Source organism: Xanthobacter sp., from assembly GCF_041911315.1.
GTDB classification, from domain to species: domain Bacteria; phylum Pseudomonadota; class Alphaproteobacteria; order Rhizobiales; family Xanthobacteraceae; genus Xanthobacter; species Xanthobacter aminoxidans.
This window is the reverse complement of sequence record NZ_JAYRPE010000065.1, coordinates 43815-64042: the sequence shown is the minus strand read 5'-3', so window position 1 is coordinate 64042 and position 20228 is coordinate 43815. Positions and strand designations below refer to the sequence as shown.

At 67.6% G+C, this 20228-nt stretch carries 15 protein-coding genes; 9 read left to right on the top strand and 6 right to left on the bottom strand.

The window, feature by feature from the left end; genetic code table 11:
• The first annotated feature begins 237 nt into the window (after nucleotides 1-237).
• The 4 genes from ppk2 (at nucleotide 238) to cysN (ending at nucleotide 5563) form a co-directional block, all read left to right on the top strand.
• The gene (gene ppk2, locus ACE3QW_RS18470) at nucleotides 238-1347 is read left to right on the top strand and encodes a polyphosphate kinase 2 (RefSeq protein ID WP_250167369.1); all 1110 of its coding nucleotides are present in this window, start codon (nucleotides 238-240) and stop codon (nucleotides 1345-1347) included.
• A 246-nt stretch (nucleotides 1348-1593) separates the two neighbouring features.
• Entirely contained in the window at nucleotides 1594-2208 is a 615-nt protein-coding gene (locus ACE3QW_RS18465; protein WP_374253102.1) for a TetR/AcrR family transcriptional regulator, read from the top strand.
• A gap of 545 nt (nucleotides 2209-2753) precedes the next feature.
• On the top strand, nucleotides 2754-3653 hold the full coding sequence (gene cysD / locus ACE3QW_RS18460; RefSeq protein WP_250167367.1) for a sulfate adenylyltransferase subunit CysD: 900 nt from the start codon (nucleotides 2754-2756) through the stop codon (nucleotides 3651-3653).
• Nucleotides 3653-5563, top strand: a complete 1911-nt coding sequence (gene cysN / locus ACE3QW_RS18455; protein WP_374253099.1) for a sulfate adenylyltransferase subunit CysN — start codon at nucleotides 3653-3655, stop codon at nucleotides 5561-5563. The genes cysD and cysN overlap by 1 nt, the downstream gene beginning before the upstream one ends.
• 109 nt (nucleotides 5564-5672) lie before the next feature.
• Here cysN and ACE3QW_RS18450 read toward each other — a convergent pair whose 3' ends face one another.
• Nucleotides 5673-6971 (bottom strand): NAD(P)/FAD-dependent oxidoreductase, encoded by a 1299-nt coding sequence (locus ACE3QW_RS18450; RefSeq protein ID WP_374253098.1) that lies wholly within the window; start codon nucleotides 6969-6971, stop codon nucleotides 5673-5675.
• A 167-nt stretch (nucleotides 6972-7138) separates the two neighbouring features.
• Between ACE3QW_RS18450 and ACE3QW_RS18445 the strand changes: the two genes are divergently transcribed.
• From ACE3QW_RS18445 to ACE3QW_RS18430, 4 genes are all read left to right on the top strand, one after another.
• The gene (locus tag ACE3QW_RS18445; protein ID WP_374253096.1) at nucleotides 7139-7705 is read left to right on the top strand and encodes a YeeE/YedE thiosulfate transporter family protein; all 567 of its coding nucleotides are present in this window, start codon (nucleotides 7139-7141) and stop codon (nucleotides 7703-7705) included.
• 27 nt (nucleotides 7706-7732) lie between these two features.
• Complete coding sequence (locus ACE3QW_RS18440; protein WP_374253094.1) at nucleotides 7733-8356, top strand: YeeE/YedE thiosulfate transporter family protein; 624 nt, start codon at nucleotides 7733-7735, stop codon at nucleotides 8354-8356.
• A 5-nt stretch (nucleotides 8357-8361) separates the two neighbouring features.
• Complete coding sequence (locus ACE3QW_RS18435) at nucleotides 8362-9501, top strand: NAD(P)/FAD-dependent oxidoreductase (RefSeq protein WP_374253092.1); 1140 nt, start codon at nucleotides 8362-8364, stop codon at nucleotides 9499-9501.
• Between the two features lie 86 nt (nucleotides 9502-9587).
• The gene (locus tag ACE3QW_RS18430) at nucleotides 9588-11210 is read left to right on the top strand and encodes an ABC-F family ATP-binding cassette domain-containing protein (RefSeq protein ID WP_168457604.1); all 1623 of its coding nucleotides are present in this window, start codon (nucleotides 9588-9590) and stop codon (nucleotides 11208-11210) included.
• Nucleotides 11211-11248: 38 nt separating this feature from the next.
• On the opposite strand, the gene ACE3QW_RS18425 is transcribed toward ACE3QW_RS18430, so the two are convergent.
• The 5 genes from ACE3QW_RS18425 to ACE3QW_RS18405 all read right to left on the bottom strand — a co-directional run bounded on the left by ACE3QW_RS18425 (nucleotide 11249) and on the right by ACE3QW_RS18405 (nucleotide 16117).
• Nucleotides 11249-12358: a hypothetical protein gene (locus ACE3QW_RS18425; protein WP_374253090.1), complete on the bottom strand. Its 1110-nt coding sequence runs from the start codon at nucleotides 12356-12358 to the stop codon at nucleotides 11249-11251.
• Between the two features lie 101 nt (nucleotides 12359-12459).
• Nucleotides 12460-12951 carry a winged helix DNA-binding protein gene (locus ACE3QW_RS18420; protein ID WP_156026438.1) on the bottom strand — a complete coding sequence of 164 codons (492 nt, stop codon included), beginning with the start codon at nucleotides 12949-12951 and terminating at the stop codon, nucleotides 12460-12462.
• A gap of 163 nt (nucleotides 12952-13114) precedes the next feature.
• A complete protein-coding gene (locus ACE3QW_RS18415; RefSeq protein ID WP_250167359.1) occupies nucleotides 13115-14101 on the bottom strand; it encodes a TRAP transporter substrate-binding protein in 987 nt (328 codons plus the stop codon).
• A 147-nt stretch (nucleotides 14102-14248) separates the two neighbouring features.
• Nucleotides 14249-15565 carry a TRAP transporter large permease gene (locus tag ACE3QW_RS18410; protein WP_029555856.1) on the bottom strand — a complete coding sequence of 439 codons (1317 nt, stop codon included), beginning with the start codon at nucleotides 15563-15565 and terminating at the stop codon, nucleotides 14249-14251.
• 3 nt (nucleotides 15566-15568) lie between these two features.
• Nucleotides 15569-16117 carry a TRAP transporter small permease gene (locus tag ACE3QW_RS18405; protein WP_024280966.1) on the bottom strand — a complete coding sequence of 183 codons (549 nt, stop codon included), beginning with the start codon at nucleotides 16115-16117 and terminating at the stop codon, nucleotides 15569-15571.
• A 345-nt stretch (nucleotides 16118-16462) separates the two neighbouring features.
• Here ACE3QW_RS18405 and ACE3QW_RS18400 point away from each other — a divergent pair, with 345 nt between their 5' ends.
• Nucleotides 16463-20179 carry a hydantoinase B/oxoprolinase family protein gene (locus tag ACE3QW_RS18400; RefSeq protein WP_374253086.1) on the top strand — a complete coding sequence of 1239 codons (3717 nt, stop codon included), beginning with the start codon at nucleotides 16463-16465 and terminating at the stop codon, nucleotides 20177-20179.
• The last annotated feature ends 49 nt before the right edge of the window (nucleotides 20180-20228 follow it).

Sequence of the window (20228 nt, the reverse complement as noted above, 5' to 3'; positions counted from 1 at the left end):
CGAGCCGCCTAAGCCATGTTCGAAAGATCGATCCGGCCGCACCGTGGATCGCCCAGACGAGCCGGGCGATGACAAGCGGAAATGATGGCGCCGCACGCGTCCGGAACGCGAGGACGCCGCCCCCTACCTCCCCTCTCCCTTGATCTCGATCAACGCTCTTCAGCCGGCTAAGGCCCATGTTTTCACGCGGTTTTTCAGCCGCGGATGGCGCGCGCCTCGGCGCCGAAGGAGCACAGCATGGCGAGCAACGACGACCTCCCGCCCGCGGCCGGCACCGATGCCATTCCCGCCGAGATGGAGCGCTCGCTGGCCGAGGAACGCCAGCTGGCGGCGCAGGAGGCGGAACTGTCCGCCGTCGCCGCTTTGTCGGCCTCCCTTGAAGCGGCCCAGCCCACCACGGCGGCGGGCGTGGATGACGTGAAGGCCGGCATCGCCGCCATCCTCGCGGGCGCCTCGCCCGACGACGCCGTGCGGCTGCGCAAGTCGCTGGGCATGCCCAAGCCCACGGGCCATCCGCGCGTGACCAGCGACGAGCTGTCCGACGACTGGCGCACCGGCGGCTATCCCTTCAAGTACAAGATGCTGCGGCGGGACTACGAGCAGCAGAAGTTCATCCTCCAGACCGAGCTTCTCAAGCTCCAGTCGTGGGTGAAGGATTCCCGCCAGCGGGTCATCATCCTGTTCGAGGGCCGCGACGCGGCCGGCAAGGGCGGCGCCATCAAGCGCTTCATGGAGCACCTCAATCCGCGCGGCGCGCGGGTGGTGGCGCTGGAGAAACCCAGCGAGGTGGAGCGCGGCCAGTGGTATTTCCAGCGCTATGTGGAGCACCTGCCCACCACCGGCGAGATCGTGATGTTCGACAGGAGCTGGTACAACAGGGCCGGCGTCGAGCGGGTGATGGGCTTCTGCACGGATGACGAATACCGAGAGTTCCTGCGCCAGGCCCCGGAGTTCGAGCGCAACCTCGTGCGCAGCGGCATCCACCTCATCAAGTTCTGGTTCTCGGTGAGCCGGGAGGAGCAGCGCCGCCGCTTCAAGGAGCGCAAGGTGCATCCGCTGAAGCAGTGGAAGCTCTCGCCGGTGGATCTCGCCTCCCTCGACAAGTGGGACGACTACACCCGCGCCAAGGAAGCCATGTTCTTCCACACCGACACGGCGGATTCGCCCTGGACGGTCATCAAGTCCGATGACAAGAAGCGCGCCCGCATCAATGCCATGCGCTACGTGCTGCATTCCCTGCCCTACAAGGACAAGGACCAGAAGCGCATCGGCCCGCTGGAGACGCTGCTGGTGGGCCGCGCCAACACCGTGCACGAGCGCGGCGAGTATGTGATGGGCGGGCGCTAGACCATTTTCACGCGAAGTGGATTCCGGGTCGCGTGAAGGACATGGGTCGCGTCGAAAACCTGAAGGCTTTCCGGCGAACCGGAATGGCTTCGGGCACACGACGCAACGGCACCCCGCGCCGTGAGACGCGGGGGGCGCCACGGCGCGCCGCTGGTGGTGTCGGAATGACTTGTCTCGCCGACGGCATCGACGGTATGTCCTGTGCGGGCGCTGCCTTTTTCGCGCGGCGCCGGGGCCGCCCGAGGCATGGATAACACCACGCGTTCCGAACGCACGAAGGCGGCCGTCATCGAGGCGGCCCTCGCCATCATCGCCCGCGACGGCGCCGGCCGCCTCACCCTCGATGCCATCGCCAAGGAGAGCGGCGTCAGCAAGGGTGGGCTGCTGCACCAGTTCCCCAACAAGCGCGCCGTGCTCGCGGCCCTGCTGGAGTATCAGGCGGACTACTACACGCAGTTCGCCGAAGCCTTCGTGGCGGAGCACGGTGCGGCCTACGCCGAGCCGGCGCTCGCCGCGCAGATTGCCGTGTTCCGCGAGATCGTGAAGGGCTCGAACTCCATCGCGTTCGCCATCCTCGGCGTGGCGTCGCAGGAGCCCGCCTTCATGAGCCCGGTGCGCGAGCGCGACGAGCAGACCATCGCGCTCATCGTCAGCCAGGCGAGGGATCCGGGACGCTCGCTGGCCCGCCTGTTCTCCGCCCGTGGGCTCGCCCTCTCGGCCATGCTGGGCACCTGCCCGCTGGGGGACGTCGAGCGCGACCGGATGTTCGAATACCTGCTCGACGATCGAAACTGGCCAGCCGAGCCCCCCGCCCCTGCGGAAGCCGACAAGCCGCGGCGCTCCCGCCGGCCCACCTCCTGACCGCCTCCTGACCTGCACGGGCGGCATCCGGCATCCCCGGACACCGCAATTCCATCCCTGGACACCGCTGCGACGGACCAAGATACCGGGGCGAAAATATTTCGGATAAAAACCGTCCAGACGGTTTGTTGTCAGGTCAATCTGAGCTAGACTGCAGGGGTGATTGCAGCCCGTTGCCGGAGCCGCTGACCGAAATCGGACCTCGTACCGATGCGGTGGCCTCCACGAACGGCAAAGCTGCCTCCCTCCGCCGGCGTGGCCGCAAACACCGCCGGTGGGGACAAGAGCTGCGGGCGGCATTGCCGCCCCCTTGCGCCGTCCGCAGCTCCCCCCTTCAAAGCTTCCATACAAGATCGCGATCTCGGTCAAAGCCCGCCGGGCCGGTGCCGCGCGCAATGACGCGCGTCGCCTGCCCCCGCGCAGGCGGCTCGCCTTTTGTCGGAATGTGGAGTAGAAATAAGATATCCACATCTCACAGATGCGGAATAGGGCGGTGTCCCTGCGCCGTCCGTTGCGTCGCGTTGGGACCGAAGAGCGAAGACAAGATGAGCCTGACCCATCTCCAGCGCCTCGAGGCGGAGAGCATCCACATCATGCGCGAGGTCGTCGCCGAGGCCGAGCGCCCGGTGATGCTCTATTCGGTGGGCAAGGATTCGGCGGTGATGCTGCATCTTGCCAAAAAGGCCTTCTTTCCCTCCCCGCCGCCCTTCCCGCTGCTCCACGTGGATACCACCTGGAAGTTCCGCGCCATGTACGAGCTGCGCGACGAAGCCGCGCGCGACGCCGGCATGGACCTCCTCGTCCACCAGAATCCGGAAGCGCTGGAAAAGGGCATCAACCCGTTCGACCACGGCCCGCTCCACACCGACATGTGGAAGACGGAGGGCCTGAAGCAGGCGCTGGACAAGTGGGGCTTCGACGCGGCCTTCGGCGGCGCCCGCCGCGACGAGGAGAAGAGCCGCGCCAAGGAACGCGTCTTCTCCTTCCGCTCCGCCAACCACCGCTGGGACCCGAAGAACCAGCGGCCGGAACTCTGGCACCTCTACAATGCCCGCAAGAACAAGGGGGAGAGCATGCGCGTCTTCCCCATCTCCAACTGGACCGAGCTGGACATCTGGCAATACATCCACCTCGAAGGCATCCGCATCGTGCCGCTCTATTTCGCCGCCCCGCGCCCCACCGTGGAGCGCGACGGCCTGATCCTGATGGTGGATGACGACCGCTTCCCGCTACGCCCCGGCGAGGAGCCGCAGATGCGCTCGGTGCGCTTCCGCACGCTCGGCTGCTATCCGCTCACCGGCGCGGTGGAGAGCACGGCCGACACCCTGCCGCAGGTGATCCAGGAAATGCTCCTCACCACCACGTCCGAACGGCAGGGCCGCGCCATCGACAAGGATGCCGGTGGCGCCGGCATGGAGAAGAAGAAGCAGGAGGGGTATTTCTGATGAGCGAGCCCCTCGATCCCGTCTACAAGACCGACGCCCTCATCGCCGAGGACATCGACAAGTATCTCGATGTCCACCAGCACAAGACCATGCTGCGCTTCATCACCTGCGGCAGCGTGGACGACGGCAAGTCCACCCTCATCGGGCGGCTGCTCTACGATTCCAAGATGATCTTCGAGGATCAGCTCGCCGCGCTGGAGGCCGACTCGAAGAAGGTCGGCACGCAGGGGCAGGAACTGGATTTTGCGCTCCTCGTGGACGGCCTCGCCGCTGAGCGCGAGCAGGGCATCACCATCGATGTGGCGTACCGCTTCTTCGCCACGGAGAAGCGCAAATTCATCGTCGCCGACACCCCCGGCCACGAGCAGTACACCCGCAACATGGTGACGGGCGCCTCCACCGCCGACCTCGCGGTAATTCTCGTCGACGCGCGCAAGGGCGTGCTCACCCAGACCCGGCGCCACTCCTACCTCGCCCACCTCATCGGCATCCGCAACATCGTGCTGGCGGTGAACAAGATGGACCTCGTGGGCTACAGCCGCGAGGTGTTCGAGCAGATCGTCGCCGACTACCGGGCCTTCGCCACCTCCATCGGCATCACGGACTTCGTCGCTTTGCCCATCTCCGGCTTCAAGGGCGACAACATCACCACCCTCTCCCCCAACACGCCGTGGCATTCCGGCCCGACGCTGATGGCGCATCTGGAGAGCGTGGAGATCGACGCCGCCCATGACGCGCAAAAGCCGTTCCGCATGGCGGTGCAGTGGGTCAACCGGCCCAACCTCGACTTCCGCGGCTTTGCCGGCCTCATCTCCTCCGGCACGGTGAAGCCGGGCGATGCCATCCGCGTCCTGCCCTCGGGCAAGACCAGCACGGTGGCGCGCATCGTGACGCTGGACGGCGATCTTGCCGAGGCCGTGGCGGGCCAGTCCGTCACCCTGTGCCTCGCTGACGAGATCGACTGCTCGCGCGGCGACGTGATCGCGGCGGCGGAGGCCCCGGTGCAGGCGGCGGACCAGTTCGAGGCGGTCATCGTGTGGATGGACGAGCAGCCCATGCTGCCCGGCCGCCCCTACTGGCTGAAGCTCGGCACCCAGACGGTGTCCGCCACCATCACCGAGCCCAAGTACCAGGTGAACGTCAACAACATGGACCATCTGGCGGCGAAGACGCTGGAGCTGAACGCCATCGGCTCCTGCAACATCGCCACCGACCGGCGCATCCCGTTCGAGCCCTATGCGGAAAACCGCGAGCTGGGCGGCTTCATCCTCATCGACAAGATGACGAATGCCACCGTCGGCGCGGGCATGATCCACTTCGCGCTCAGGCGTTCGGACAACGTCCACTGGCAGGCCACCGACATCTCCCGCGAGCACCATGCCGCGCTGAAGAACCAGAAGCCGGCGGTGGTCTGGCTCACGGGCCTGTCCGGCGCGGGCAAGTCCACCATCGCCAATCTGGTGGAGAAGAAGCTGGCCCGGATGAACCGGCACACCTTCCTGCTCGACGGCGACAATGTGCGCCACGGGCTGAACAAGGACCTCGGCTTCACCGCCGCCGACCGGGTGGAGAACATCCGTCGCGTGGGCGAGGTGGCGAAGCTGATGACCGATGCCGGCCTCATCGTCATCACCGCCTTCATCAGCCCGTTCCGCGCCGAGCGCGACATGGTGCGCGGCATGATGCAGCCGGGCGAATTCTTCGAGGTGTTCATCGACACGCCGCTGGCCGAGGCCGAGCGGCGCGACGTGAAGGGCCTCTACAAGAAGGCCCGCGCGGGCCAGCTCAAGAACTTCACCGGCATCGACAGCCCGTATGAAGCCCCCGCCGCTCCCGAGCTGCGCGTGGACACCACCGCCATGGATGCCGAAGCCGCCGCCGAGGCCATCGTGCGGATGCTGATCCCGTGAGCAAAGGTCATTCCCTCGGCCCCGGTCCTTGACCGGTGCCGGGTGGGTTGGCGCTCAAGCGCCGCGCGGGCTTGGTCAAAGGCCCATGAGGTTACTCATGGGCCTTTGCTCAGACCGGCCCCGCCTCCTCCATCCGCACTTCCTTGAGCTTCTTGATGCCGAGCAGGCTCAGGGCGGCGTTCTCGTAGAAGGTCTCGCTCACGCCCTGCCGCACCTTGTGCAGGAAGTAGCGCTCGAATCCGACCTTGGCGGTATGGACCCACGCGCCCTGCGACGACCAGTTGACGTTGCGCGGCGGGATCTGCGGCTGGGCGATGAAGGCGATTCCGCCGTCGCCGAAATCGGCAAGGCACACCGCGTTCCACGTCGCCACCGCCCGCGGCTTTTCTCCCGCGAGCAGCGCGGCGATGTTGGCGGCGGTGGCCGTGACCATGGATTCGATCATGAAGCCGGTCTTGGGCACGCCCACCGGCAGCGGCGTCTTGCCCATGGGCGGGATGGCGACGCAGACGCCGATGGCGAAGATGTTCGGATAGGCCGGGCTCTGCTGGTGCCGGTCCACGATGACGAAGCCGCGGGGATTGGAAAGCCCCTCATGGCCGGACACCGCCGGCACGCCGCGGAAGGCGGGCAGGATCATGGAGAAGGCGAAGGGCAGATCGTGGGTCGCCTTCACACTCGCATCCTCGTTCACCTCCTCCACGCTCATGCGGCCGGCCTCCACGCGGGCGACGCGGGCGTTGGTGATCCACTTGATGTGCTTCTCGCGCAGCGCGCCCTCCAGAAGGCCCTTGGTGTCCCCCACGCCGTCGAGGCCGAGATGGCCGATATAGGGCTCGGGCGTCACGAAGGTCATGGGCACGCGGTCGCGGACCTTGGCCTTGCGCAAGGCGGCATCGAGGATGAAGGCGAATTCATAGGCCGGCCCGAAGCAGGAGGCGCCCGCCGCCGCCCCGACCACGATCGGCCCCGGTGAACGCACCAGCGCATCGAACGCCGTGCGCGCCTCGGCGGCATGGTCGGTGAGACAGACCGACTGCGTATGGCCGGCGGGGCCGAGCCCCTCCACCTCGTCGAAGGCGAGATCGGGACCGGTGGCGATGACGAGATAATCGTAATCGAGCGTCTCGCCGTCGTTCAGTTCGATGGAATTGGTCTTCGGATCGAGCCTTTTCGCACCCATGGGCATGAGGCGGATGCCGCGCGACTGGAAGACCTTGGTGAGGTCCACCGTGATCTCCTCGGGCTTGCGCCAGCCGACGGCGACCCATGGATTGGACGGCACGAAGCTGTAGGTGGAGCCCTTGTTGACCACCACCACCTCGTGCTTCGCCCCCACCTTCTCCTTCATCTCGTAGGCCATGATGACGCCGCCGAGCCCGGCGCCGAGGATGACGATCCGCGACATGGTTTCCTCCAATTGGTGCGCCCGCCGGTCCTGCCGGCGGATGCCGGGCACGCTCGGGACCTGTTGACCCCACGTCGTGCCTCTTGACATTCAAGAATTAGAATTTCATTTTTTTGAATGTCAAGGGATTTGGACGTCGTCACGACGCACCGTCAAGGAGGAACCCCATGAGCGAGATCGCACAGGCCCGGGGCGGGTCCGGTTCAGGCTTCGCCTGTTCGCTGAAGGCCAAGGCGTGGTCGCCCTACGTGGCCGGCATTCTCATCGGCCTTCTGCAGGTGCCGGCCTTCCTGCTCATCGAGACGGCGCTCGGCGCCTCCTCGTCCTATGTCACCGTCGGCGGCATCGCCGCGTCGTGGATCGACCCGGCTGTGACCAACATCGACTATGTGGCCAAGCACATCGCCGCCACTGGCAAGAACTGGTGGCAGGTGGCGCTGGTCGTCGGCGTCGCCATCGGTGCCTTCCTCTCCATGCGCATCTCCGGCGCCCGCCGCCAGCCGATCTCGCCCATCTGGTCGCGGGCGCTCGGCACGGCGAGCCCCGGCGTCCGCTATGCGGTGGCGTTCGGCGCCGGCTTCGTGATGCTGTTCGGCGCCCGCATCGCCGATGGCTGCACCTCCGGCCATGGCCTGTCCGGCATGGCGCAGCTTGCCGTGTCCTCCACCGTCGCCGTCGCCGCCATGTTCGCCGGCGGCATCGCCACCGCCCTCCTCCTGCTGCGCCGCATCTGACGCCGAACACCGGCAAGGAGAAACGCCATGTCTCTCGTCCAATCCATCGTCATCGGCCTGCTCATGGGCACGGTGTTCGGCGTCGCCCTCGAAAAGTCCCGCGTGTTCGAGCCGGGCATGATCGTGGGACAGATGCAGTTCCGCAATTTCATCATGCTCAAGGTGTTCCTCACTGCCGTCGCCACCGGTGCGCTGGTGATCGCGGCACTGCACGGCTTTGGCCTCGTGAAGCTCGCCCCGAAGGCCACCTTCTATGCCGCCGACGTGGTGGGCGGCCTGATGCTCGGTGCCGGCATCGCGCTGGCCGGCGCCTGCCCGGGCACGGTGCTCGCGCAGGTCGGCGTGGGCTATCGCGACGCCCTCTTCACCCTCCTCGGCGGCATCGCCGGCGCCACCGCCTTCGGCTATGCCGAGCCGGTGCTGAAGCCGGTCCTCGCCGCCTCCGGGCCGGGCAAGATCACCTTCATGGACCTCACCGGCCTCTCCTATCCGGTGATGGCCGTCGGCCTCGCCGCGGTGCTGGTGCTGATCCTCGTGGGGCTGGAGATGTGGCGGCCTTGGCGCGCCGATCTCGGTGCCGACGTGGACGGTGACTTCGGCCCCGCCGCGCCGGCGAAGACCCCGCGCTCCCACCTCGAACCGGCGGAGTGACCCCCATGTCCGCGCCACGCATCGTCATTCTGGGCTCCGGCTTCGCGGCGCTGACCGCCGTGCGCGAGCTGCGACGGCGGCCCGTCGGGGCGGACATCACGGTGGTGTCGCCCAACCCCGTGCTCACCTATCTGCCGAGCCTCATCTGGGTGCCGGCAGGGCTGCGGCGGGCGGAGGACCTGACGATCCCGCTCACAGGCTTCTTCGCCCGCCACGGCGTCCGCCACATCGCCGCGACGGTGGAGCAGGTGACGGACGGCGGGCGACGCGTCCACACCAGCGGCGGCGTCATTGAGAACGACGTGCTGCTCATCGCCACCGGCGGGCGCTATATCCGCAAGCTGCCGGGCATCGAGAACGCCTTCATCCCCTGCGAAGGCATCGCCGTGGCGGAAGCCCTGCGCCTGCGCCTCGCGGCCCTCGCGCGTGGCACCATTGCCGTGGGGTTCGGCGCCAATCCGCAAGAACCCTCGGCGGTGCGCGGCGGGCCCATGTTCGAGTTCCTGTTCGGCCTCGACACCCTGCTGCGTCGGCAGGGCCGGCGGGAGGCCGTGGATCTGGTCTTCTTCAACGCCTCCACCCAGCCCGGCCAGCGCCTTGGCCCGAAGGCCGTCGGCGGGCTCCTGAAGGAGATGGAGCGGCGCGGCATCAAGACCTACCTCGGCCACAAGCCGCTGCGCTTTGCGCCCGACAGGGTGGTGACGGAGGGCGGCGAGATTCCCGCCGACCTGATCCTCTTCATGCCCGGCCTCACCGGACCGGCATGGCTGTCGGAGAGCTGCCTGCCGCTCTCGCCCGGCGGCTTCGTCGCGGCCGATGCCACCTGCGCGGTGCAGGGTCTCGACGATGTCTACGTGGCGGGCGACGCGGGCTCCTTCCCCGGCCCGGACTGGATGCCCAAGCAGGCCCACCAGGCCGACCTGCAGGCCCGCGCCGCCGCCCGCAACATCGCCGCCGCCCTCGCCGGCCGGCCGGAGCGGGAGACCTTCCGGCCGGAACTCGTCTGCATCGTCGACACGCTGGATGCGGGGATGCTGGTGTTCCGCGACACGCGGCGCAACTTCGCCTTGCCCCGGCTCGGCCCGCTGCACCATGTGAAACGGATGTTCGAGGCCCACTATCTGCGCGCCTATCGCGCCGCCTGAGGCGGGTGCCGCCCCTTTCGCACCGCACAAAGATGCATTAAGCCCCCGGGACGAACGATCCCCAGAGCCCCGGGTGCCCTTTTCCCATGATCCGCCTCGACAACATCAGCAAGCAGAACGGCCGGCAGCTCGTCTTCATCGAGGCGTCGGCGGCGCTGCTGAAGGGCGAGAAGGTGGGCCTCGTCGGCCCCAACGGTGCCGGCAAGACCACCTTGTTCCGCATGATGACCGGGCAGGAGACGCCGGACGAGGGCCAGGTCTCGGCCGATCGCGGCATCACCATCGGCTATTTCAGCCAGGACGTGGGCGAGATGTCCGGCCGCTCGGCCCTCGCCGAGGTGATGGACGGCGCCGGCCCGGTCAGCACCGTCGCGGCGGAGCTGAAGGAGATCGAGGCGGCGCTGGGTGATCCCGACCGCATGGACGAGATGGACGCCCTCGTCGAGCGCTACGGCGAGGTGCAGGGCCGCTTCGAGGAGTTGGGCGGCTATGCGCTGGAGGGCCGCGCGGCGGAGGTTCTCGCCGGCCTCGGCTTCTCCCAGGAGATGATGGACGGCGACGTGGGCAAGCTCTCCGGCGGCTGGAAGATGCGCGTGGCCCTCGCCCGCATCCTTCTCATGCGGCCCGACGTGATGCTGCTCGACGAGCCCTCCAACCATCTCGACATCGAGAGCCTGATCTGGCTGGAGAGCTTCCTCAAGGGCTTCGACGGCGCGCTGATGATGACGTCGCACGACCGCGCCTTCATGAACCGCATCGTCAACAAGATCGTCGAGATCGACGCCGGCAGCCTCAACACCTATTCCGGCGACTATGAGTTCTACGCCGGCCAGCGGGCGATGAACGAGAAGCAGCAGCAGGCGCAATACGAGCGCCAGCAGGCCATGCTGGCCAAGGAAATCGCCTTCATCGAGCGCTTCAAGGCCCGCGCCTCCCACGCTGCGCAGGTGCAGAGCCGGGTGAAGAAGCTGGAGAAGATCGACCGGGTGGAGCCGCCCCGCCGCCGCGAGGCCGTGGCCTTCGAATTCGCCCCCGCGCCCCGCTCCGGCGAGGACGTCGCGAGCCTCAAGGGCGTCCACAAGAGCTACGGCAGCAAGGTCATCTACGAGGGGCTGGACTTCCACATCCGCCGCCGCGAGCGCTGGTGCGTCATGGGCGTCAACGGTGCCGGCAAGTCCACCTTGCTCAAGCTTATCGCGGGCTCCACAGCGCCGGACGACGGCACGGTCAATGTCGGCGCCAGCGTGAAGATGGGCTATTTCGCCCAGCACGCCATGGACCTGCTGGAGGGCGAGCGCACCGTGTTCGAGACGCTGGAGGACGCCTTCCCCCAGGCCGGACAGGGCGCCCTGCGCACGCTCGCCGGCTGCTTCGGCTTCTCCGGCGACGACGCGGAAAAGCGCTGCCGGGTGCTCTCCGGCGGCGAGAAGGCGCGGCTCGTGATGGCCAAGATGCTGTTCGACCCGCCGAACTTCCTGGTGCTGGACGAGCCCACCAACCATCTCGACATGGCCACCAAGGAAATGCTGGTGGCGGCGCTGGCCGATTACGAGGGGACGATGCTGTTCGTCTCCCACGACCGGCACTTCCTCGCCGCCCTCTCCAACCGGGTGCTGGAGCTGACGCAGGACGGCATCCACCAGTACAATGGCGGCTACACGGAATATGTCGCCCGCACCGGCCAGGAAGCGCCGGGCTTGAGGAACTGAGGGCCTGCGGAACTGAGGGGCTGCGGGCAGCGGGGCGCTCACAGCGCCCGTTCGCCCGCCTCCATCACCTCGATCAGCGCCGGCACCACGGTGGCGCGCATCCTGCGGCCGTAGAACAGGCCGAAATGGCCGGCGCCCGCGACGCTGACGTGGCGGTGCAGGGCGTCCGGCACGCCGCGGCACAGATCGTGCGCGGCCTCGGTCTGGCCGGGGGCGGAGATGTCGTCGTCCGTGCCCTCGACGGTCAGCAGCGCCCCGCGCAGCGCCTCGGCCCGCACCCTGTGTCCGGCGATCTCCAGCGTGCCATGGGCGAGCGCATTGTCGCGGAAGATGGTGGAGACGTTCTCCATGAAGAATTCGGCCGGCACGTCCATCATGGTCCAGCACAGCCGGGAGAGCGGAAAGCACAGCGGGTCGTCGCCATCGTCGAACAGCAGGCGCATGGGCAGTTCCCCGCCGGTGATGGACTGCCGCCAGAGGTAGAGGGCGAAGGTGTCGATCTGCCGCCACGCCGGGAATACGCGGCGCCCGGCGCCGGGCAGGCCCTGCGGCACCTCCTCCATCACCTGCGCCTCCAGCGCCTCCAGCGAGCGCTCCTGCAGCATCTTCCACAGGCGGGTGGGATTGCGCGCCGGGTCCATGGGCCCGCCCATCAGGCCGAGGCTCGCCACCGGCAGGCCTTCCTCCGCCAGCAGGCAGGCGGCGGCGAAGGCGGGCAGCGCGCCCTGGCAGACGCCGACGATATGCACCGGCCCCGTCACCGCCAGCGCGCGGGCCATCTGCGCCGTCTCCAGGCAGTTCTCGGCGAAGCCGAAGCGGCCGGCGCCGAGCGGCAGATAGCGCGCATTGGGCCATTCGGTGATGCCCACCCGTCCGGCCGCTGGCAACAGCGCGGCAACGAGGTCGCGCATCAGGAACGGGAAGCCGCCGGCGATGGGCGCCACCACCAGAACACTCCGGGCGGGGGCCACGCCATCGCGGGCATTCTGCCGCGAGAACAGCCGCAGCCGGCCGAACGGGAGGCTGGCCGGCACCGTATCGCCCACCGTGCCGCTCGCCAGCCCGAATGCGCGATAGGCCTCCTCGGTCGCGCAGGGGAGCGTGTCGGCCGCTGCGGGACGGAAGGGACGCAGATCGTCAAGCCACATGAGGCGCGGTCCGTCCTTTGCGGTCCGGGTGGGGGCGACGGCCCATCATAGCCGAACGCCCCCGGCGCACCATGGCTGGTGGAGGAGATTCTAAGCCGGCTTCAGAGCGACGCGGCCGCGCGGGCGGCCTGATCGTAATGGCCGGAGAGGGTGCGCATCAGCGCGGCGATCTCGGAGAGCCGGGCCGGGTCGATGCCGGTCGCGGCCACCGCGTCGGCGAGCAGCGCCTCGCGCACTTCGCGATAGCGCGCGCAGACGGCGCGGCCGGTGTCGCTCGCGGCCAGCGTCTTCTCCTTGCCGCGGCGGCCACCTTCCACGAGGCCGAGGCCCTGCAGCTTCTTCGCCGCATAGGTGACGAGGTGAGTATCCTCCACGTCGAGCACGAGGCAGAGGTCGGCGATGGTCTTGGGCCGGTCGCGATGGACCACATGGTGCAGGATCAGCACGTCGAGGGCCGAGAGGTCCGGCACGCCCGCCGCCGCCATGCAGCGCACCATCCAGCGGCCGTAGGCGTGGGTGAGCATGTTGAGCCCGAACTCGAACTCCGACAGCGCCGGCAGCGCCCCGTCCGCGAGATGGGCGGAGGAGACGATGGAGGGGCCGGCCTTGCGACGGGCGGCACCCTCGGCGGCCTTGCTCTCGCCGGCCTTGCTCTCGCCAGCCTTCTTGGGGGTGTCCTTGGTCACGGGATCGATCCTGACGAGACGGTCCTGGCTGGAGACCGGGGGCGGGAGGGCCCGTCCCCGGTCCGCGCCTTCACTTCTTGTACGTGGCGATGATCTCCTGGCCCGCCGGGCCGGCCTTGGCGAGCCACGCCTCGGTGAGGGTTCCGCCGATCTTCTCGAAGCCGGCCTTCAGCTCGGGCGCGGGCGGGGCGACCTTCATGCCCTTGGCGGCGAGGATGTCCATATAGGCCTTGGTCTTCTCCTCGGAGAGCTTCCAGCCGCGGGCCTCGGCGGCGGCTGCGGCCTTCAGCACCGCCTCCTGGGTGGGCTTGTCGAGGGCGTCGAAGGCGGCCTGGTTCACGAAGACGACGTTCTTCGGCAGCCAGGCCTGGATGTCGTAGAAATAGGGGATGCTCTCCCAGATCTTCACGTCGTTGCCGGTGGCGGACGAGGTGATGAGGGCGTTGACGACGCCGGTGGCGAGCGCCTGCGCCAGTTCCGCCTGCTGCACGGTGACCGACTGGGCGCCCACCGCCTCGCCGATGCGCGAGGTGCCGGCGTTGTAGGCCCGCCACTTGGCGCCCTTCAGGTCGTCCACCTTGGCGACGGCGTTCTTGGAGAACAGGCCCTGGGGCGGCCACGGAACCGCGTAGAGCACCTTGATGCCCTGCGCCGCGAGCTTCTTCTCCACCGCGGGGCGGGAGGCGTCCCACAGCTTCTTCGACGCGCCGTAGGAGGTGGCGAGGAAGGGCACCACGTCGATGCCGAAGATCGGGTCCTCATTCTCATGGATGGAGAGGAGCACCTCGCCCGCCTGCACCTGCCCGGTGGCGACGGCGCGCTTGATCTCGGGCGCCTTGAACAGCACCGCGTTGGGCTGGAGCGTCACGGCGAGCTTGCCGCCGCTGGCCGCCTCCACGTCCTTGGCGAACTGGGCGAGGTTCTCGGTGTGGAAATTGTCGGCCGGATAGGCCGAGGCAAGGTTCCACTTGGTCTGCGCGGCGGCGGGCGCGGTGCTCGCCAGAGCGGCGAGGCCGGCGGCGAGGAGCGCGGGAGCAAGGGTGCGGAAAGGCGCCATGTCTGGTCTCTCTCTGGTTCCTGGGAAGGTCTCGAACGTGTTGCCCTCATCGCAGCGGCGCGGGTCTGCGACCTTCGCCGATGCGTTACGCTCATGTGCCGCGCGGACTGTGCCGAAGGCCCGCGCGGAAACGCCTGAACTGCGGCATCAGCCGCCCGGAAACACCCAGCGCGGCAGCACCAGGGCGATCTCCGGAAACGTGGTGATGATGATGACCGCGATGTTGAGGAGAATGAAGAAGGGAAATGCCGCTTTCGCCACCGAGAAGGTATCGCGCCCGCTCATGTTCTGCAGCACGAACAGGTTGAAGCCCACCGGCGGGGTGATCTGCGCCATCTCCACGTGGATGACGAGGTAGACGCCGAACCACACGAGGTCGAAGCCCGCCTGCTTCACCATGGGCAGCACGATGACCGCGGTCAGCACGATCATGGAGATGCCGTCCACGAGGCAGCCGAGGATGATGTACATCACGGTCAGCGCGAGGGCGAGCTTGCCGGGGGTGAGGTTGAGCCCCTGCACCCACTCCGCCAGGGCCACGGGAATGCCCGTATAGGCCATGGCCGCGGTGGTGAAGGCGGCCCCCGCGATGATGAGCATGATCATGCAGCTGAGCCGCGTGGCGCTCATGACGCTTTCGACCAGCGTCTTCCAGGTGAGCGTGCCGCTCCACCACGCCAGCGCCAGCGCCCCGGTGACACCCCAGGCGGCGCATTCGGTGGCGGTGGCGATGCCCAGCACCAGCGACAGGAACACCGCCGCGATGAGCAACAGGCAGGGCACGAGCCGCGCCGACTGCCGGAGCTTCTCGACGAACGGCATGTGCGGGTCGCGCGGCGGCGTGCGGCTGGGATTGAGCAGCGACCACAGCATGATGTAGCCGGAATAGAGCCCCATCACGAGCAGGCCCGGCAGGAAGCCCGCCAGGAACACCTGCAGCACGGAGACGTTGGCCGTCACCGCATAGACCACCATGGGAATGGACGGCGGGATGAGCAGGCCGAGCGTGCCGGAGCCGGCCAGCGAGCCCAGGCTCATGCCCTTGTCGTATCCGCGCTTATCCAGCTCCGGCAAGGCGATCTTGCCGATGGTGGCGCAGGTGGCGGCCGAGGAGCCGGACACCGCCGCGAAGATGCCGCAGCCGATCACGTTCACATGCAGCAGCCGGCCCGGCAGCCATTGCAGCCACGGGGCAAGACCCCGGAACATCTCTTCCGACAATCGGGTGCGGAACAGGATCTCGCCCATCCAGATGAAGAGGGGCAAGGCGGCGAGGGTCCACGAGGCGCTGGCGCTCCACACCGTGGTGGCGAGCACCTGGCCGATGGGCACCGGCGTGGTGAGCACCATGGCCAGCAGGCCGACGAGCCCCAGCCCGAGGGCGATCCACACGCCGGAGGCGAGAATGGCGATGAGGAAGACGAGGAGGACCAGCGAAAGCTGGATGAGATCGAGGTGCGGCATGGCTCAGACGCCGCCTCCCGATGCGATGCGCTCCACCAGTTCCTCGGGCGAGGAGACGGGTTCCTTCTCGTAGCGGGGGCGATTGCCGCGGGCGACGTTGACGAACTCGTCCACCATGGCGATCAGCAGAATGGCGAGGCCGGCGGCGTACCCCGTCTGGGGGATCCACAGCGGCACCGCGACGACGCCCTGGGACATGTCGTCAAAGCGCCAGGAATCATAGGTGAGGCGCCCGGCGTTCCAGGTGAAATAGGCGAGGAAGGCGATGGCGACGACGAGCGCGAACAATTCCAGCGCCTGCCGCCGCCGCCCGGTGAGCTGCTCCAGCAGCAGGCCGACACGGATCATCTCACCATAGCGGAACGTGTGGGCGAGGCCGAGGAAGGCCATGGCGGCCATGGACCAGGCGGCGAAGTCGTCGCCGGAGGGAATGTTGATGCCGAACTGCCGGCCCACCGACAGGCCCATCATCAACAGGAAGATGATGATGAGAAACCCGGCGGCCACCACGCCGGACGCGAAATAAAGGCCATCGAGCAGCTTCCGGATCATCGGGGCGCCCCCGGGGTGTACGCCGGGGTGTACGCCGGGGCCTGGGCGCAGGTCCGCGCGGCCCCCGTTCGGTGACGGAATTCTTCGCTGGTCATCGGAACCCCTCTGGAGACCGGCGCCATTGTTCTGCCCGCCAAGAAGAACCGGCATTCAGGCGCTCTTGAAGGGATGTTCTCCCGCCTTCGATATTTCGTCAACAAATTGTTGACGTTTTATCGCCCTCGTGACTTCCTTATTCGTGAGCGGGGCATCGTGCCTCGCGGGCGCGCCCTCGCTGCGTCCGAAACAGGGGAGCAGGAAGCCTGCCAACCCCGCCAGCCACCATCCAGACGGGAAACGGGGCCGATGTCGAGCGACGATGTGAAGACGAGCGCAGCCGCCGAAGCCGAAGCTGCGGCGGCCCCCTCTCCGCCCGCCTCCGCACCCTCCCCCGCACCTTGGGAATTCTGGATCGACCGGGGCGGCACCTTCACCGATATCGTCGGCCGCAAGCCGGATGGCAGCCTCGTCGCCCACAAGGTGCTGTCGGAAAATCCGGAGGCCTACCGCGACGCCGCCGTGCACGGCATCCGCGAACTGCTCGGCCTCCCTGCCGGCGCGGCGATCCCGCCGGGGCTGGTTTCTGCCGTGAAGATGGGCACCACGGTTGCCACCAATGCCCTTCTGGAGCGCAAAGGCGACCGCACCCTGCTCGTCACCACCCGCGGTTTCAGGGATGCGCTGAGGATCGGCTATCAGGCGCGGCCGAAGATCTTCGCCAAGAAGATCGTACTGCCGGACATGCTGTTCGAGCGTGTGCTGGAGGTGGACGAGCGGGTCCGCGCCGACGGCACCGTGGAAGCCGCCCCAGACCTCGCCACCGTGCGCGCCGCGCTGGAGCAGGCGAAGGCGGACGGCATCGCGGCGGTGGCCATCGTCTTCATGCACGGCTACCGCTTCCCCGAGCACGAGCAGCAGGTGGCGACGCTGGCGCGGGAGATCGGCTTCCCGCAGGTGTCCGTCTCCCACGAGGTTTCCCCCCTCATCAAGCTGGTGGGGCGCGGCGACACCACGGTGGCCGACGCCTATCTCTCACCCATTCTGCGCCGCTATGTGCGGCAGGTGGCGGAGGAGCTGTCCGGCGGCGCCGAGGGGGCTGGCAAGGAAGCCGAGGGCGAGGCCATCCGCCTGATGTTCATGATGTCCTCGGGCGGCCTCACCGCCGCCGATCTGTTCCAGGGCAAGGACGCCCTGCTCTCCGGCCCGGCCGGCGGCGTGGTGGGCGCGGCGGAGACCGGGGCGCTGGCGGGCTTCGACCGCATCATCGGCTTCGACATGGGCGGCACCTCCACCGATGTCTGCCACTATGACGGGGAGCTGGAGACCGCCTTCGACACGGAGGTCGCGGGCGTACGTATCCGCGCGCCCATGATGCGCATCCATACGGTGGCGGCGGGCGGCGGTTCCATCCTGCATTATGACGGCGCGCGCTTCCGCGTCGGCCCGGATTCCGCCGGCGCCAATCCCGGCCCCGCCTGCTATCGCCGCGGCGGGCCGCTGGCCGTCACCGACGCCAACGTGATGCTGGGCAAGCTCATTCCCGACTACTTCCCCAGGATTTTCGGCCCCGCCCAGGACCAGCCGCTGGACGCCGAGGTGGTGCGCCGGAAGTTCTCTGATCTGGCCGAGGAGATCGGCGGCGGGCGCACTCCCGAGGAGGTGGCGGACGGCTTCGTCACCATCGCGGTGGAGAACATGGCCAACGCCATCAAGAAGATCTCGGTGGAGCGCGGCTACGATGTCACCCGCTACGCCCTGAACTGCTTCGGCGGCGCCGGCGGCCAGCATGCCTGCCTCGTCGCCGATGCGCTCGGGATGACCAAGGTGCTGTTGCACCCCTTCTCCGGCCTCCTCTCCGCCTATGGCATGGGCCTCGCCTCCGTCCGCGCCCAGCGCACCCGCGCCGTGGGCGAGGAGATGACCACAACCCTCATTCCCGCATTGGTTGATCTGAAAGCCGAACTGGCCGCCGCCACTCGTGCCGAACTGGCTGCGCAGGGCATCCTGACTGACTCGATCCTGACAGAGGCGAAAGCCCACCTGAGATATGGTGGAACCGATACTGCACTCCCGGTTCAGCTCGCCGACATCGCGTCGATGACCGCCGAGTTCGAGACCAAGCACCGGGCCCAGTTCGGCTTCGTCTCTCCGGAAAAAACCATTGTGGTGGAAGCGCTTGAGGTGATTTCGGCGGGCGGCGGCGCCGGCATCGCCGAGCCTGACCTTCCACTGCATGCCGGTACACCTTCGGATACCTCCCAGACCCGTTTCTTCGCCCGCGGCGCATGGCATGACGCGCCCGTGGTGAAGCGGGAAAACTTCAGGCCCGGCATGGGCTTGCAGGGCCCGGCCATCGTCATCGAGCCGAACCAGACGGTGGTGGTGGAGAAGGGCTGGCGGGCGGAGGTCTCGGCCAAGAACCACCTGATCCTCACCCGGACGGAAAAACTTCAACGATCAGAAGCGGTTGGCACCCATGCCGACCCGGTGATGCTGGAGGTCTTCAACAACCTCTTCATGTCCATCGCCGAGCAGATGGGCGTGACTCTCCAGAACACCGCCTACTCGGTCAATATCAAGGAAAGACTGGACTTTTCCTGCGCCGTCTTCTCCGCCGAGGGCGATCTCGTCGCCAACGCCCCGCACATGCCGGTGCACCTCGGCTCCATGGACCGCTCGGTCGAAACCGTCATCCGCGAGAACGCCGGCGACATCCACCCCGGCGACGTCTTCGCCCTCAACGCCCCCTACAACGGCGGGACGCATCTGCCTGATATTACAGTGGTAACGCCGGTTTTCGACGACGCCGGAAAAGCCATCCTGTTCTGGGTCGCCTCCCGCGGACACCATGCGGACGTGGGCGGCGTCGCCCCCGGCTCCATGAGCCCGCTGGCCACCCATATCGAGGAAGAAGGCGTTTATATCGACAACTTCAAGCTGGTCGCAGAAGGCACCTTCCGCGAGGCCGAACTGCGCCATCTGCTCACCTCCGCGCGCTATCCGGCCCGCAATCCGGTACAGAATATTGCAGATCTCAAGGCGCAGATCGCCGCCAACGAGAAGGGCGTGCGCGAGCTCCTGAAGATGATCGACACGTTCGGCCTCGATGTGGTGCAGGCCTATATGGGGCATGTGCAGGACAATGCGGCCGAAAGCGTGCGCCGCGTTCTCGATCGTCTTGACGACTGCTCCTTCCATTACGAGATGGACCAGGGCACCGTTATCAAGGTCAAGATCTCGGTGGACAAGGAGAAGCGCGAAGCTACGGTGGATTTCACCGGCACCTCTCCCCAGCAGCCCACCAATTTCAACGCCCCTGCCCCCGTCACCCGCGCTGCGGTGCTCTATGTGTTCCGCGTCATGGTGGAGGACGAGATCCCCATGAATGCGGGGTGCCTCAGGCCCATCCGCATCGTTGTGCCGGAGGGGTGCATGCTGTCGCCGGTCTATCCGGCCGCCGTGGTGGCGGGAAATGTCGAGACATCTCAGGCAGTTACAAACTGCCTGTTCGGCGCGCTGAAGGCCATGTCCGCCTCCCAGGGCACCATGAACAACCTCACTTTCGGCAACGACGTCTATCAGTATTACGAGACCATCTGCTCCGGCTCCCCCGCCGGCCCCGGCTTTGACGGGACGGATGGCGTGCATGTGCACATGACCAATTCCCGCCTCACCGATCCGGAGGTGCTGGAGACGCGGTTTCCCGTTCTGCTGGAAGACTTTCACATCCGCCCCGGCTCCGGCGGACGGGGGCGTTGGCATGCGGGATCAGGGACTTACCGGCGCATCCGCTTCCTTGAGAGGATGGACTGCGCCCTGCTCTCCTCCCACCGCCGCATCCACCCGTTCGGCGTCGACGGAGGGGAAAAAGGCCAGCTGGGAGAAGGGTTTGTGCGCCGGCTGGATGGCTCCACCGAGGTCCTTCAAGGCTGCGACCAGAAGGTGCTGGAGGAAGGCGAGGCGGTCATCATCGTCACCCCGACAGGGGGCGGATTTGGCGATGTGAAGCTGAGGGAGAGGTAACCAGACCCTCCCGCGGCCAACAAAAAAGGCGCCCGACGGGCGCCTTTTC

Bases quoted from the DNA above. Each gene is read 5' to 3' on its own strand.
- ppk2 (WP_250167369.1), top strand. From the start codon at position 238: ATGGCGAGCAACGACGACCTCCCGCCCGCGGCCGGCACCGATGCCATT.
- ACE3QW_RS18465 (WP_374253102.1), top strand. From the start codon at position 1,594: ATGGATAACACCACGCGTTCCGAACGCACGAAGGCGGCCGTCATCGAG.
- cysD (WP_250167367.1), top strand. From the start codon at position 2,754: ATGAGCCTGACCCATCTCCAGCGCCTCGAGGCGGAGAGCATCCACATC.
- cysN (WP_374253099.1), top strand. From the start codon at position 3,653: ATGAGCGAGCCCCTCGATCCCGTCTACAAGACCGACGCCCTCATCGCC.
- ACE3QW_RS18450 (WP_374253098.1), bottom strand. From the start codon at position 6,971: ATGTCGCGGATCGTCATCCTCGGCGCCGGGCTCGGCGGCGTCATCATG.
- ACE3QW_RS18445 (WP_374253096.1), top strand. From the start codon at position 7,139: ATGAGCGAGATCGCACAGGCCCGGGGCGGGTCCGGTTCAGGCTTCGCC.
- ACE3QW_RS18440 (WP_374253094.1), top strand. From the start codon at position 7,733: ATGTCTCTCGTCCAATCCATCGTCATCGGCCTGCTCATGGGCACGGTG.
- ACE3QW_RS18435 (WP_374253092.1), top strand. From the start codon at position 8,362: ATGTCCGCGCCACGCATCGTCATTCTGGGCTCCGGCTTCGCGGCGCTG.
- ACE3QW_RS18430 (WP_168457604.1), top strand. From the start codon at position 9,588: ATGATCCGCCTCGACAACATCAGCAAGCAGAACGGCCGGCAGCTCGTC.
- ACE3QW_RS18425 (WP_374253090.1), bottom strand. From the start codon at position 12,358: ATGTGGCTTGACGATCTGCGTCCCTTCCGTCCCGCAGCGGCCGACACG.
- ACE3QW_RS18415 (WP_250167359.1), bottom strand. From the start codon at position 14,101: ATGGCGCCTTTCCGCACCCTTGCTCCCGCGCTCCTCGCCGCCGGCCTC.
- ACE3QW_RS18410 (WP_029555856.1), bottom strand. From the start codon at position 15,565: ATGCCGCACCTCGATCTCATCCAGCTTTCGCTGGTCCTCCTCGTCTTC.
- ACE3QW_RS18405 (WP_024280966.1), bottom strand. From the start codon at position 16,117: ATGATCCGGAAGCTGCTCGATGGCCTTTATTTCGCGTCCGGCGTGGTG.
- ACE3QW_RS18400 (WP_374253086.1), top strand. From the start codon at position 16,463: ATGTCGAGCGACGATGTGAAGACGAGCGCAGCCGCCGAAGCCGAAGCT.